At 59.4% G+C, this 13,193-nt stretch carries 12 protein-coding genes and 1 pseudogene; 3 read left to right on the forward strand and 10 right to left on the reverse strand.

Going from position 1 to position 13,193, the window contains the following annotated elements:
• Positions 1-48: 48 nt before the first annotated feature.
• Positions 49-264: a hypothetical protein gene (locus LOY38_RS04750; RefSeq protein WP_258699036.1), complete on the forward strand. Its 216-nt coding sequence runs from the start codon at positions 49-51 to the stop codon at positions 262-264.
• A gap of 8 nt (positions 265-272) precedes the next feature.
• Here LOY38_RS04750 and yacG read toward each other — a convergent pair whose 3' ends face one another.
• From yacG to pilB, 5 genes are read right to left on the reverse strand one after another with little or no spacing between them, the layout of a single operon-like run.
• Positions 273-473 carry a DNA gyrase inhibitor YacG gene (yacG, locus tag LOY38_RS04755; protein ID WP_030130376.1) on the reverse strand — a complete coding sequence of 67 codons (201 nt, stop codon included), beginning with the start codon at positions 471-473 and terminating at the stop codon, positions 273-275.
• Positions 470-1,093 (reverse strand): dephospho-CoA kinase, encoded by a 624-nt coding sequence (gene coaE / locus LOY38_RS04760; protein ID WP_258699037.1) that lies wholly within the window; start codon positions 1,091-1,093, stop codon positions 470-472. The genes yacG and coaE overlap by 4 nt, the downstream gene beginning before the upstream one ends.
• Positions 1,090-1,962 (reverse strand): A24 family peptidase, encoded by an 873-nt coding sequence (locus LOY38_RS04765; protein ID WP_258699038.1) that lies wholly within the window; start codon positions 1,960-1,962, stop codon positions 1,090-1,092. Before LOY38_RS04765 ends, coaE begins: the two co-directional genes overlap by 4 nt.
• A 1-nt stretch (position 1,963) precedes the next feature.
• Positions 1,964-3,181 carry a type II secretion system F family protein gene (locus LOY38_RS04770; protein ID WP_258699039.1) on the reverse strand — a complete coding sequence of 406 codons (1,218 nt, stop codon included), beginning with the start codon at positions 3,179-3,181 and terminating at the stop codon, positions 1,964-1,966.
• Between the two features lie 2 nt (positions 3,182-3,183).
• Positions 3,184-4,884 carry a type IV-A pilus assembly ATPase PilB gene (gene pilB / locus LOY38_RS04775; RefSeq protein WP_258699040.1) on the reverse strand — a complete coding sequence of 567 codons (1,701 nt, stop codon included), beginning with the start codon at positions 4,882-4,884 and terminating at the stop codon, positions 3,184-3,186.
• 226 nt (positions 4,885-5,110) lie between these two features.
• On the opposite strand from pilB, the gene LOY38_RS04780 reads away from it, so the two are divergent.
• The gene (locus LOY38_RS04780; RefSeq protein WP_258699041.1) at positions 5,111-5,521 is read left to right on the forward strand and encodes a pilin; all 411 of its coding nucleotides are present in this window, start codon (positions 5,111-5,113) and stop codon (positions 5,519-5,521) included.
• A gap of 321 nt (positions 5,522-5,842) precedes the next feature.
• Positions 5,843-6,199: a BON domain-containing protein gene (locus tag LOY38_RS04785; protein ID WP_258699042.1), complete on the forward strand. Its 357-nt coding sequence runs from the start codon at positions 5,843-5,845 to the stop codon at positions 6,197-6,199.
• Positions 6,200-6,397: 198 nt separating this feature from the next.
• Here the strand turns inward: LOY38_RS04785 and LOY38_RS04790 are convergent, their stop codons facing one another.
• From LOY38_RS04790 to acs, 5 genes and pseudogenes are all read right to left on the reverse strand, one after another.
• Positions 6,398-6,694 (reverse strand): DUF2845 domain-containing protein, encoded by a 297-nt coding sequence (locus LOY38_RS04790; RefSeq protein ID WP_258699043.1) that lies wholly within the window; start codon positions 6,692-6,694, stop codon positions 6,398-6,400.
• The gene (locus LOY38_RS04795; RefSeq protein ID WP_258699044.1) at positions 6,694-9,690 is read right to left on the reverse strand and encodes a DUF748 domain-containing protein; all 2,997 of its coding nucleotides are present in this window, start codon (positions 9,688-9,690) and stop codon (positions 6,694-6,696) included. The genes LOY38_RS04790 and LOY38_RS04795 overlap by 1 nt, the downstream gene beginning before the upstream one ends.
• 60 nt (positions 9,691-9,750) lie before the next feature.
• Positions 9,751-10,767: a class I SAM-dependent rRNA methyltransferase gene (locus LOY38_RS04800; protein WP_258699045.1), complete on the reverse strand. Its 1,017-nt coding sequence runs from the start codon at positions 10,765-10,767 to the stop codon at positions 9,751-9,753.
• A gap of 165 nt (positions 10,768-10,932) precedes the next feature.
• Positions 10,933-11,154 (reverse strand): annotated as a pseudogene (locus LOY38_RS04805) (acetyl-CoA C-acetyltransferase); the annotation flags it as partial.
• Positions 11,153-13,090, reverse strand: a complete 1,938-nt coding sequence (acs, locus tag LOY38_RS04810) for an acetate--CoA ligase (protein ID WP_258699046.1) — start codon at positions 13,088-13,090, stop codon at positions 11,153-11,155. The gene acs and the pseudogene LOY38_RS04805, both read right to left, overlap by 2 nt.
• Positions 13,091-13,193 lie beyond the last annotated feature (103 nt).

The raw sequence follows: 13,193 nt of genomic DNA on the forward strand, positions 1-13,193 counted from the left end.
AAAAGCGTTGACGAATCCATGCTCCGGAAAACCTTCAGGAGCATCGGCATGAGTGTGTATGAGTGGGCCAGGCAGGAGTTGCGTCAGAGTCTGGATCTGGCACAAGAGGTGGGTTTCGACCCGGGATTGAGCCTGCGCGCCTTGCTCAGTGCGGTGGTGCAGCAGAGCAAGGCGGTACGCAATGTCGAAGACCTGGCCGATGAGTTGCGGTTTCTTGCCGAAAACCTCGACGAGGGTCAGGACTATGGCTTTATGCGGCCTTGATGGCCGGATCAGTGACGCGGGTCGAAGTCTTCGCTGAACAGTTCGTCTTCGGCATCCGGGCTCACCGGGATCTTGTGTTCTTCCGACGCCCAGGCGCCCAGGTCGATCAGTTTGCAACGGTCCGAACAGAACGGCCGGAACTTGTTCTCGGGGCTCCATTCGACAGGGGCGCCACAGGTTGGGCAATCGACGGTCGGGGTTTGGCTCATGACTGGCCTCCACGCAAAGTAAGGTAAAAGTGATGCAGGCGTTCGACCTCGCTGTGCAGCCAGGCGAGGTCGCGGTCGTTGACCACCACATCGTCGGCATGGCTCACGCGGTCCTGTCGGCTGGACTGGGCCTTGAGGATCGCCTGGACCTGCTGTTCGCTGGTCTGATCACGCTGCAGGGTGCGTTCGATCTGTAGCTGTTCCGGAGCATCGATGACCAGGACCCGTTGGGTCATGGCGTACTGCCCGGACTCGATCAGCAGCGGCGAAACCAGAATCGCGTAAGGCGATTGTGCCTTGGTCAGATGATGGGCGATTTCCTCGGCGATCAACGGATGCAGCAGCGCTTCGAGCCAGCGGCGTTCATCCGGCACTTCGAAGATCAGCTTGCGCAGGGCGGCACGATCCAGTTGGCCGTCGGCTAGCAACACGCCGGGGCCGAAGTGCTCAGCGATCCTGGCCAGTGCCGGGCGACCGGGTTCGACCACCCAGCGAGCCGCATGATCGGCGTCCACCACGTGCACGCCCAGGTCGATGAAGTGCTGGGCGGCCGCGCTTTTGCCGCTGCCGATGCCGCCGGTCAGGCCGAGAATCCAGGGTTTTTCCACAGGGGTATTCATTTCAAACCGACAAACTGCCAATAGAAGCCGGTTATTTGACCACCCCAGAGCAAGGCAATCCAGCCGGCAATGGCCAGATAGGGACCGAAAGGTAACGGCGTCGAGGTTTTCGCATCCCGCAGGCGCAGCAAAATCATCCCGAGAATGGCCCCTGCCAGCGATGACAGCAGGATGGTCAGGGGCAGGATCTGCCAACCGCCCCAGGCGCCGAGCATCGCCAGGAGCTTGAAGTCACCGTAGCCGATGCCGTCCTTGCCGGTGATCAGCTTGAACAGCCAGAACACCGACCACAGCGCCATGTAGCCGGCCACCGCACCCCAGAACGCATCATGCAGTGATACGAAGAGCCCGAAGCTGTTGAGGATCAACCCCAACCACATCAACGGCAGCACCAGCACGTCCGGCAACAGCTGATGTTCGGCGTCGATCAGGCTCATCGCCAACAGGCCCCAACTCAGGACCAACACCATGCAGGCCTGCCAGCCGAAACCGAAATGCCAGGCGACGAATGCCGACAGTAACCCGCAGGCCAGCTCGGTCAGCGGGTAACGTTTACTGATCGGCGCCGCGCAGTTCGAGCATCGCCCGCGTAAAAACAGATAACTGAGCACGGGGATGTTTTCCCACACACGGATCCGATGACCACAGTGGGGACACTCGGAGTGAGGCAGTATCAGGTTGTAAGCAGGGCCTGGGGGTTCGGCTGGCAAATCCAGTACGTCATGGGCCTGCAGGCGCCATTCACGCTCAAGCATTTTCGGCAGGCGCCAGACCACCACGTTGAGAAAGCTGCCGATCAGCAGGCCGATCCCCCCTGCGGTAATCACGAAGGCCAGCGGGTTGAAGCTCAGAAATTCGTTCAAGGACATATCAGATCGCTGAGCCGAGTTGGAAGATGGGCAGGTACATTGCAACCACCAGCCCGCCGACGATAACCCCCAGCACCACCATGATGAACGGCTCCATCAGGCTGGTCAGGTTATCGACCATGTTGTCCACCTCGGCCTCGTAGAAACTCGCGACCTTGTCGAGCATGTCGTCCAGCGCGCCGGACTCTTCGCCAATGGCCGTCATCTGGATCGCCATGGTCGGAAAGATGCCGGAGGTGCGCATGGAAAAATTCAGCTGCATGCCGGTCGAAACATCCTGTTTGATGCGTAACACCGCTCGCTTGAACACGATGTTGCCGGTCGCGCCCGCCACTGACTCCAGGGCTTCGACCAGTGGCACGCCGGCTGCGAACGTCGTCGACAGGGTGCGGGCGTAACGGGCCACGGCGGACTTGTACATGAGCGCGCCAACCAACGGCAGTTTCAGCAACCAGGTGTCCATCCGGTCGCGAAAGCCTGGGGAATTCTTGAAGGCGTGGTGCACGCCGAAGATCCCCGCACCCAGCACGCCGAGCAACATCCACCACCAGTCCTGCATGAACTCCGACAAGCCGATGACCATTACGGTGAACGCCGGCAGCTCGGCGCCAAATCCTGAGAACACCGACTCGAACTGCGGTACAACCTTGACCAGCAGAATGCCGGTCACAATGATCGCGACGAACACCACGGCCAGCGGGTAGGTCATGGCTTTCTTGATCTTGGCCTTGAGGCTTTCGCTCTTTTCCTTGTAGGTCGCCACCCGTTCCAGCAGGGTATCCAGGGCACCGGCCTGCTCGCCGGCGTCCACCAGGTTGCAGTACAGCTCATCGAAATACTGGGGCTTTTTACGCAGGGCCGCGGCGAAGCTGTTGCCGGCCGCGACTTCCTGTTTCACCTCGTCCACCAGCTTGCGCATGTTCGGGTTATCGAAGCCTTCGCCGATGATATCGAACGATTGCAGCAGCGGTACGCCGGCTTTCATCATGGTCGCCATCTGCCGGGTAAACAGGGCAATGTCCAGGGGCTTGATGCGTTTGCCGGCACTGAAAATGGACGCGGACTTTTTCCGCACCTTGCCCGGGTTGATGCCCTGCTTGCGCAACTGGGCCTTGATCAGCGCGGGATTTTGCCCGGTTAACTCGCCGGTCATTTTCGCGCCTTTGCGATCCGTGCCTTCCCAGGCATACACGCTGATTTTCGCTGCTTTGACCGCCATATTCAGTCCTTGGTGACCCGGTTGATTTCTTCAAGGCTGGTGATGCCTTGCATGGCCTTGAGCAGGCCCGAAGTGCGCAGGTCGTTGAAGCCGTCCTTGCGCATCTGGAGGTCGATTTCCAGTGAGTTGCCTTCGGCCATGATCAGCCGTTGCAAATCCGGTGTGTTCTTGACCACTTCATAAATGCCTACTCGCCCTTTGTAACCGTTGTTGCACTGATCGCAACCGACCGGTTCATAGATCGTGAACGAGCCGATGCGTTCCTCGGGGAAGCCTTCCTTGAGCAGCGCCTCGCGGGGAATTTCGATGGGTTTCTTGCAATGACTGCACAGTTTGCGCGCCAGGCGCTGGGCGATGATCAGGCTGACCGAGGTCGCGATGTTGAAGCCCTGAATCCCCATGTTGTGCAGGCGGGTCAGGGTTTGCGAAGCGCTGTTGGTGTGCAGGGTGGAAAGCACCATGTGCCCGGTTTGGGCGGCCTTGATGGCGATTTCGGCGGTTTCGAGGTCGCGAATTTCACCGACCATGATCACGTCCGGGTCCTGGCGCAGAAACGAGCGCAGCGCCTGGGCGAAATCCATTCCCTGCCTGGGATTGACGTTGACCTGGTTGATGCCTTCCATATTGATTTCTACCGGGTCTTCGGCAGTGGAGATGTTGATGTCGACGGTGTTGAGGATGTTCAGACCGGTATAGAGCGACACGGTCTTGCCTGAGCCGGTGGGGCCGGTCACCAGGATCATCCCCTGTGGCTGCTTGAGGGCGGCCATGTACAGGTCTTTCTGGTCGGGCTCATAGCCGAGGGCGTCGATGCCCATTTGGGCACTGGACGGATCGAGGATCCGGATCACCACTTTCTCGCCCCACAGGGTCGGCAGGGTGTTGACCCGGAAGTCGATGGACTTGCTTTTGGACAAGCGCATCTTGATTCGCCCGTCCTGGGGTTTGCGCCGTTCGGATATGTCGAGGCTGGCCATGACTTTCAGCCGGGAAGCGATGCGATTGGCCAGTTGTGTCGGTGGCTTGGCGACCTCATGCAGGATGCCATCGGTGCGCATCCGCACGCGGTAGGTTTTTTCGTAGGGCTCGAAATGCAGGTCGGAAGAACCGCTCTTGATCGCATCGAGCAACATCTTGTGGACGAAGCGCACCACGGGCGCGTCATCGGTATCTTGCCCTGCGATGGAATCCTGTTTCTGGTCATCGACCGACTCGATGTCCAGGCCGTCGAGGTCGACATCGGCCATGTCTTCCAGGCCGGTGGAGTGGTTGTCGAAGAATTTCTCGATGGCATCATTGAGCTTGTCTTCCTCCACCAGGATGGCTTCGGTGCTCAGCCCGGTGCTGAACTGGATGTCATTGATGGCCTGGTGATTGGTCGGGTCGGAAATCCCCACGAACAGCTTGTTGCCACGCCGCCAGAGAGGCAGGGCGTGGTGCTGACGGATCAGCTTTTCGCTGACCAGCCCACGGGGTTGGGTTTCCTTGTCCAGGCAATTGAGGTCCAGCAGGGCCATGCCGAAATGATCTGAAGCGACTTCGGCGACCTGCCAGCTTTTCAGCAGTTTGTTCTGCACCAGATAGCTGACGAAGGAGATTCGACTGCGTTGGGCTTGCTGATACGCCTGTTGCGCACTTTGGTCAGTGATCAGCTCGGCCAGTACCAATTGCTTGGCCAGACCGCTAAGGGCGATGTCATTCATTGGGATTCCGGACGCAGACGGTTAATGACTTATAGCCTAGTCAAGCAGTGGAACCAAACCCGCCGGGGTAAGGTGACAAAAAGTGTCAGATAGTGCGGATTATGGGGATAGGAAAGGTCTTGGCGTTGATCTCGCGCCCCGTCAGCAGGGGGGAGGGGCGGTTGGCATGGGCTGTGCTGTGCCTTGTTCAGATCATGAGATTTCGACTCATGCATGGAGCCTGTCTATGAAAAATCAAAATGGTTTTACCTTGATCGAACTGCTGATCGTCGTGGCGATCATCGGGATTCTGGCGACGTTTGCGTTGCCGCAGTATTCGAAGTATCAAGCGCGGGCGAAGGTCACTGCGGCGCTTGCAGAAATCTCGGCACTGAAGGTGCCTTTGGAAGACATTATCAATCAAGGCACCGATCCTACCCTCGCGCTGATCGGCGGTACGGCGACCACAGGTAATTGCACGATTACGGCATCGGGTACTTCCTCTACCGGTGTGGGCAGTATTGGTTGCACGATCCTCAATGCTCCAGGGCCGGTGCTCAGCAAAACCATTACGCTCTCGCGTACGCTCACCGGTGGCTGGACATGCGCCACCACGGCTCTACAGGAATACGCGCCTAAAGGCTGCACCGGCGCCTGATCCATATTGCCAGGCATAGCCAATGCCCCGCTTCTCACGACGCGGGGCATTTTTTTTGTGGGTCATTTGAGGGCGATTCGGATAATCAGGAAAATCCCCGGCAATTCATTGCGTTAGGCCTGCGTTAAAACCCGCAAGTTGCATGTCGATAAACTCGAAGTCATGCATTTTGCATGACTCCGGAAATTATCATTTTTATTAAGTTATTGATTTTTAAGTGTTTTGTTTTATTTTCTCAGTTGGCACAGCGTTCGCAATATCCCTGTTAACCCTGCTGACAAGACACGCAGCAGACTTTCCAGAAGAACAGGAGTTACTCGTATGAAGAAGTTCGCTATTGCTGCCGCTACTGCTACCGCGCTGACCCTGACCATGGCCAACGCTGCATTTGCACAGACCATCCAGACCACCCAGTCCCCTATGGTGCTGGCTGCCGGTGAAGTGACCAAAGCCAAAGAAGCTACTTCCGATACCTGGATAACGACCAAAGTCAAAGCAGACCTGGTGACCGAAAAAGGCATCCCGGGCACCGACATCAAAGTCGAAACCAACAAAGGCGTAGTGTCACTGTCGTCCACCGTTGCGGTGACTGACGCTCAGAAAGCAACCGCCGTGGCCATCGCCAAGAAAATCAAAGGCGTCAAAGCGGTATCCGCTGACGGCCTGAAAGCCGAGTAAGGCAAGGCTTCTCGCCTGGACCGGGAGAAGACGCGGCAGGCGGGCCGAGTCATACGCTTGTCGCTTTTTGAGAGTTCATGCGAACGGCCACAGGGACGTGGCCATTACAGGCCCCGACATTCGTGTCGGGGCCTGTTCTATTGGGAGCAACGCAGAAACAACTGTGGGAGCGGGCACCCACATTGAATTGTGGCGGGTTCAATTACCGCGTTTGCTGGTGATCTGCACCAACCGGTTGCCTTCAAAGCGCAGGTACTGGTACATCCCGCTGTTGGGTCCGTAGGTCCATTCCTCGACCTGAAACTCTTCCCGTCGATTGGCGCTGCGCTTGTAGCCAAGCAGGTCACGGGCGACAGGCTCTCCGCATTTTTGCAACACTTCACTGGACCTGTCCCCGACGCTGATCAGCTGGCTGCCGCAGCGCAGGGTATCGGCCGCAACGGCTTGGCCGGCGGCCAGCATCAAGGCCAGATTCAGAAGCCAGCGCGCGCCCATCACTCGGCATCCAGGTGCATGGCCGTCACCACGCGGCCATCGCTTTCGGGCTCACCGAGGTTGGCGTCGATGAAGTACACGCGGTCATCGGCCAACTGCCCTTTGTCCACCAGGTAGTCCTTGATGCTGCTGGCCCGCTCTTGCCCCAGTTGGCGCAACAGCACCTCGCTGGAGCTCCAGAAGTCGATCACGCTTTCACGCATTTTTTTGCTGCGCTCTTCCTTGCCCAGGTCCTTCCATTCGGCGGGTGGCTGGATTTTGAGACGCGTGCGGTAGATCCCTTCAAGCAGTGGGCTTTTCTCGTTGTCCGGCACGTTCAGCAATGAGGCCTGGGCCGGCACTTTGTCTCCGCGGCGCTGGAGCATTTTGTAGTAGTTGTACTGGTATTCCCGTTCCAGGCGTTGCTCGGCGAGCAGCGGGCCGTCGCTGCTCTTGGCGGCGGTGCCTTCGATTTCCAGGCGCAGGGCCGGACGCTCCTTGAGCGCTTGGGACAGTTTGATCAGTGTCGCTTCGGCTTCCTTGCTCAAGTCGCTTGAACCCGGAGCAAACGCCACGGTACCCAGGTCCTCTGAACCACCGCCGCTGACCAGCCCGCCGATCATTTTGAACGGAGCCGCGGCCGCCTTCACGATCAGATTGCGCAGGGTCTGCCAGATGATCGGCATGATGCTGAACTGCGGGTTGTTCAGGTCGCCGCTCACCGGCAGCTCGATGGAAATCTTGCCGTCGACATCCTTGAGCAAGGCAATCGCCAGTTTCAGCGGCAGGCTTACGGCATCCGGACTGTCGACTTTTTCACCGAGTTGCAGCTGTTCGACCACCACTTTGTTTTCGGCCAGGAGCTGGCCGTTGGTGATCCGGTAATGCAGATCCAGATTAAGCCGGCCCTTACGGATGCGGTAGCCGGCGAACTTGCCGGAGTAGGGCGTCAGGGTTGTCAGTTCCACCCGTTTGAAACTGGTGGCGATGTCCAGGCTGGCCATCGGGTCGAACGGGTTGACCGAACCCTTGATGGTCACCGGCGCATAGCGGTCGACCTTGCCTTTGACGTCGACGCTGGCCGGTTTTGCCTGCCGGCTATCGATGGTGCCGATCTTCCCGTTCAGCTGTTGAACGGCTGTGGCGAAGTTCGGGGTCAGGCTGAAGTCGGCGAAGTTCGCCGAACCGTCATTGATGGCGATGCTGCCAATGTGGATGCCCAGCGGTTTTTCTTTTCCTGCCGCCGGTTTGGCTGCGGCGGTTGTGGTCGTTGTGGCGCCGGAGTCCGCCGGTTGCGGGATCAGCAGGTCATCGATGTTGGTGGTGCGGTCATCGTTGATCATGAAGCGCGCATAGGGCTGGAACAGATTGACCTTGTCGATCGACAGGCTGTCGCCATGCTGATAGTTCAGGCCTTCGAGCACCAGCTGCTGCCACTTGAGGAAGTCTCGGGTTTTCAGGGTGTCGAGGGTATGCAGTTGATCGACCTGGGCGCGGCCGGTGACGCTGAACGCCAGTGGCTCGGTGCTTTTCAGGTCGACCGCCAAATCGCTACCGAGCATGCCGCTGCGCAGTTCGAGGCGAATGAAGGGGGTGATGTAGGACTGGGCGACGCGCAGGTCGATGTCCTTGGTCTGCACGTTCAGTCTGGCGCTGATCGGGGCCAGATTGACCACGCCGTCCGCGGTGAGCTTGCCTTGCTTGCCCACGCCCGTGTCGAGCTTGAGGTTGAAAGGAGAGCCATTGAGGCTGTCGAAATTTTGCAGGTCCAGGTTCAGCGGTCCGAGCTCCAGCGCCACGGCGGGTTGCGCCTTACGGTCGGTCAGGTGCACCTGATAATTGCGCAGTTGCACGTCTTTGAGCAGCACTTGCCAGGACTTGCTTGGCGCGGTCGGTTCAGGCTTCGGTGAATCGGCTGCCGCTGGTGTGCTGGCGGGTTCGGCGTTGGCTTTGGCGGCCGGTTTGGACGGTTGACTGGCGAACAGTTTTTGCCAGTCGAGTTGCCCATCCGCTTCGAGGGCGGCCCAGGTTTCCAGTTTCTGGCTGCGAATCTTGCCGACCACCACTTGCTGTTTGGCCAGATCCACGGTGGTTTCGCTGATGTCCAGCCGTTCGAGCTTCGCCAGCGGTCGGCCGTCCGGCGCCTTGATGGCGAAAGGCGCGACGCTGACGGCGACGTTGTTCAGTAGCAGTTCGGTTCCCTTGGACAGGTTGAGTTTGTAGTCGGTGCTCAGGTTCAGGACACCGTTTTCCAGGACCAGCGGCACAGCATCGCGCACATAGGGCCAGAAGGATTTCATCTTGCCATCGGTGATTTTCAGCTTACCTTCGGAGGCGATCGGGATCAGGCTGAAGTTACCGGTCCAGTCGATCTGTCCACCTGCCGGGCCAACGGCGACCAATGTCATGTCGGCGCTGTCTTCGGGCAGGGTGCTGAGGTTTTTCAGTTCGAAATCGAGTTTGTCGTAGATGAATTCGATGGGTTCGCTGGGCCGTGCATCCTCGAAATGTACGGAGCCGCCGGCCAGTTTGATCCGCTCCACGCGCAGCGGGAATGGTCTGGCGTTCGGGTCGACCGGGGCCGGTTCGCTGGCGGGGATTTTGAACAGCCCGAGCAGGTTGAGTTTGCCGTCCTTGCCGAAGAGGATTTCGGTCTTGGGTTTGTCCAGCTCGATATCGGACAGGTGCAGCGCCTTGGTCCAGAGGCTGTCGATCTGCAGGTTCGCGTACAGGCGTTCGAAGCCCACTTGTTCCTTGCCCGGCTCGCCGACGACCAGGCCCCAAAGGGTGACTTCAAGGGTGAACGGGTTGAGTTCGATCCGCGAAATCGTGGCGGGCGTCGCGGCGTAGTTGGCCAGTTGTTGGTTGACAACCCGCAACGCGATGCCCGGCAAAATCAGAAAACCCAGCAGGCTATAAAGAGCCAGTGCAGTCAACAGGGCGCCGATAGCGCGAATCAATCCTTTGGGCATGTGCGGTTTCATCTGTCGGAATCGGAGTGCCTTGGAGTATGGCATGCGTTTGCGGTTCCGAAGCAATCATGCTTTATAGGAATTGTCTGACTATGGGCGGGATTTTCAGAGCTGCAGGATCAGCGTTTTCAGCGGCGGCTGTTGATCCATCGACGGGAAATCGCCGCCCGGTTTCATCACTGTCCACTCGCGAACCGGACGACCAGACTTCTCTGCGCAGCGTAAAACCTGTTCACGCCAATCGTCCATGCTGACCTTCGCCAGGTTGTTGCAGCAGATCAGCACGCCGTTGTCGGCGGTGGCCAGCAGCGCCGGTTTGAGCAGGCTCTGGTAGTCGCGCAACAGGTCGACCGTACCGAAGGCACTCTTGGCCCAGGCGGGTGGATCGAGCAGCACCAGATCGTACTGACGCTGATCCAGACGTTGATAGCTTGGCAGTTTCTGCCCGCGACGCTGGCTGATGGGCAGGCCCGCCAGTTGGCGGATCGCCGGGAAGTAATCGGACTGGATGAATTCCATGGTCGGTAATTGCGGGTTGAGCAGGCCGTTCTCACGACCGACCGCCAGATTGCCTTCGGCAAAGTCCAGGTTGCACACCTCGCTGGCACCCCCGGCCGCGGCACTGAGGCCGACGCCACAGGTGTAGGCGAACAGGTTCAGCACACTTTTGTTTTTACTGTGCGCCTTGACCCAGCCGCGGGTGTTGCGCAGGTCGAGAAACAGCAACGGGTCCTGGCCGGCGTGGCGCCCGCGAACCCGGTAGTTGAGCCCCCATTCGTGGCCGATCAAATCTTGCAGGGCGGCGTCGTCGGCGCGGTAGACGGTGTCTTCGCGGTCGATGCGCGAGTTGCCGCGGGAACGGTCGTTGTAGACCAGCAGGGTGTCGAGGCCCAGCTGCTGATTGACGGTCTCATGCAGTTGCAGCAGGGCGTCACGCTCCAGTGCCTGGTGGAAACTTTGCACCAACAGTTGCGGGCCGTAGCGGTCGACGGTCAGGCCGCCGGCGCCTTCCTGGCTGCCGTGGAACAGGCGATAGCAATCGGTGCCCTGCTGATGCAGCTCGGCGAGCAGGTCTTGGCGACGATCAAGGGCGGCGCACAGCGCCTGATTCAAGGAAGACATGCTGGGCGCCTTGCAGGAGGGAATTGGGGGCGCGGGAGTTTAACAGTTTGGGCGATGAAGAACCTGTAGGAGCGAGGCTTGTCCGCGAAGACGGCGGCACAATCAACATTGATTTCGCCTGACACACCGCTTTCGCGGGCAAGCCTCGCTCCCACAGGGACGTGACTAGCGCTCGATGGCCAATGCAACGCTCTGACCACCACCGATGCACAGGGTGGCCAGACCTTTCTTGGCGTCACGCTTGATCATTTCGTGCAACAACGTCACCAGCACCCGGCAACCCGAGGCGCCGATCGGATGGCCCAGGGCGATGGCACTGCCGTTGACCTTGCTCAGGTCCCATTCCAGGCCCTTGGCCACCGCCAGGGATTGTGCCGCGAAGGCTTTACGAGTTCAGGCGTTTGTCGATCAGGCCTTGCACCACACTCGGGTCGGCGAGTGTCGAGGTGTCGCCCAGGTTGTCCAGTTCGTTGCAGGCGATCTTGCGCAGAATCCGCCGCATGATCTTGCCCGAACGGGTTTTCGGCAGGGCCGGGGCCCACTGGATCAAGTCAGGTTTGGCGAAGCTGCCGATCTCCTTGCTGACGTGGGCCAGCAGTTCTTTCTTCAAATCATCGTTGGGGTCGACGCCATTCATGGGGGTGACGAAGGCGTAGATACCCTGGCCTTTGATGTCGTGGGGGTAACCGACCACGGCGGCCTCGGCAATGCTGTCGTGCAGCACCAGGGCGCTTTCCACTTCGGCGGTGCCAATACGGTGCCCGGAGACGTTGATGACGTCATCGATGCGCCCGGTGATCCAGTAGTCGCCGTCCTCGTCGCGGCGTGCGCCATCGCCGGTGAAGTAGTAGCCGGGGTAGGGCTTGAAGTAGGTTTCGACCATGCGTTTCGGGTCGCCGTAGACGCTGCGGATCTGCGCCGGCCAGCTGGACTTGATGGCCAGAACGCCGCTGCCGGCGCCTTTGATTTCCTTGCCGTGTTCATCGAGCAACACCGGTTGCACACCGAACATCGGTTGGGTGGCGCAACCGGGTTTGATCCGTTGGGCGCTGACCAGCGGGCTGAGCATGATGCCGCCGGTTTCGGTCTGCCACCAGGTATCGACAATCGGGCAGCGCTGTTCGCCGACCGTATTGAAGTACCACTCCCAGGCTTCAGGGTTGATGGGCTCACCGACGGTGCCGAGTAATCGCAGGCTCTCGCGGGAGGTTTCCTTCAACGGCTCGGGACCTTCACGCATCAGCGCACGCAGGGCGGTGGGGGCGGTGTAGAAGATGTTCACGTGGTGTTTGTCGATCACCTGCCAGAAGCGCGAGGTGCTGGGGTAGCTCGGTACGCCCTCGAAGATCAGCGTGGTCGCGCCGTTGGCCAATGGCCCGTAGACGATGTAGCTATGGCCGGTGACCCAGCCGACATCGGCGGTGCACCAGAAGACTTCACCGTCACGATAGTCGAGCACGTATTTGAAGGTCATGGCGGCTTGCAGCAAGTAGCCGCCAGTGGTGTGCAGCACGCCTTTGGGTTTGCCGGTGCTGCCGGAGGTATAGAGGATGAACAACGGGTCTTCGGCGTCCATCGGTTCGGGCGGGCAATGGTCATCGACGTCGCGCAGGGCCTGGTGATACCAGAGGTCGCGGCCTTCAACCCAATTCACCTGGTTTTGGCTGCGTTCGACCACGATTACGCTGCTGACGTCGGGGCAACTTTGCAGGGCCTTGTCGACGTTCTGTTTGAGCGGCACGAATTTACCGCCGCGTACGCCTTCGTCGGCGGTTATCACCGTGCGGCAGTCGGCGTCGAGGATCCGGTCACGCAGGGAGTCCGGGGAGAAGCCGCCGAACACCACCGAATGAATCGCGCCGATCCGCGCGCAGGCGAGCATGGCATAGGCGGCTTCGGGGATCATCGGCATGTAGATGCACACGCGGTCGCCTTTCTTCACGCCACGGCTTTTGAGCACGTTGGCCAGTCGACAGACGTTGTGATGGAGTTTTTTGTAGGTGATCCGGTCGGATTCGGCGGGGTCATCGCCTTCCCAGATGATCGCGATTTGATCGCCGCGTTTTTCCAGATGACGATCGATGCAGTTGTAACTGACGTTTAACTTTCCGCCGGCGAACCAGCTCGCTTCACCGGTTTTAAGGTCGTAACGCTGGACGGTTTGCCACGGCGCGCTCCAGTCGAGAAAGCGTGTGGCCTGTTCGGCCCAGAAGGTGCTGGGGTGTTCGATGGATTGGCGGTACAGGCGTTTGTAGTCGTCTTGACTTAACTGTGCAGCCCGGCGGACGGCATCGGCTTTGGGGAACGTGCTGATATCGAACATGACGGTTCCTTATGCTTGTTATGCGACAAGAATAAAGATGCGCCCTGTGAATTTTGAGTTCAAGTGTACATAGAACCAATGTGGGGGCGAGCCAGCCCGCTCC

This window comes from Pseudomonas sp. B21-015 (assembly GCF_024749285.1).
In the GTDB taxonomy this organism is placed as follows: domain Bacteria; phylum Pseudomonadota; class Gammaproteobacteria; order Pseudomonadales; family Pseudomonadaceae; genus Aquipseudomonas.

Coding starts and splice junctions, on each gene's coding strand:
- yacG (WP_030130376.1), bottom strand. CDS start 473: ATGAGCCAAACCCCGACCGTCGATTGCCCAACCTGTGGCGCCCCTGTC.
- LOY38_RS04800 (WP_258699045.1), bottom strand. CDS start 10,767: ATGTCTTCCTTGAATCAGGCGCTGTGCGCCGCCCTTGATCGTCGCCAA.
- pilB (WP_258699040.1), bottom strand. CDS start 4,884: ATGAATGACATCGCCCTTAGCGGTCTGGCCAAGCAATTGGTACTGGCC.
- acs (WP_258699046.1), bottom strand. CDS start 13,090: ATGTTCGATATCAGCACGTTCCCCAAAGCCGATGCCGTCCGCCGGGCT.
- LOY38_RS04770 (WP_258699039.1), bottom strand. CDS start 3,181: ATGGCGGTCAAAGCAGCGAAAATCAGCGTGTATGCCTGGGAAGGCACG.
- LOY38_RS04795 (WP_258699044.1), bottom strand. CDS start 9,690: ATGCCATACTCCAAGGCACTCCGATTCCGACAGATGAAACCGCACATG.
- LOY38_RS04790 (WP_258699043.1), bottom strand. CDS start 6,694: ATGGGCGCGCGCTGGCTTCTGAATCTGGCCTTGATGCTGGCCGCCGGC.
- LOY38_RS04780 (WP_258699041.1), top strand. CDS start 5,111: ATGAAAAATCAAAATGGTTTTACCTTGATCGAACTGCTGATCGTCGTG.
- LOY38_RS04785 (WP_258699042.1), top strand. CDS start 5,843: ATGAAGAAGTTCGCTATTGCTGCCGCTACTGCTACCGCGCTGACCCTG.
- coaE (WP_258699037.1), bottom strand. CDS start 1,093: ATGAATACCCCTGTGGAAAAACCCTGGATTCTCGGCCTGACCGGCGGC.
- LOY38_RS04765 (WP_258699038.1), bottom strand. CDS start 1,962: ATGTCCTTGAACGAATTTCTGAGCTTCAACCCGCTGGCCTTCGTGATT.
- LOY38_RS04750 (WP_258699036.1), top strand. CDS start 49: ATGAGTGTGTATGAGTGGGCCAGGCAGGAGTTGCGTCAGAGTCTGGAT.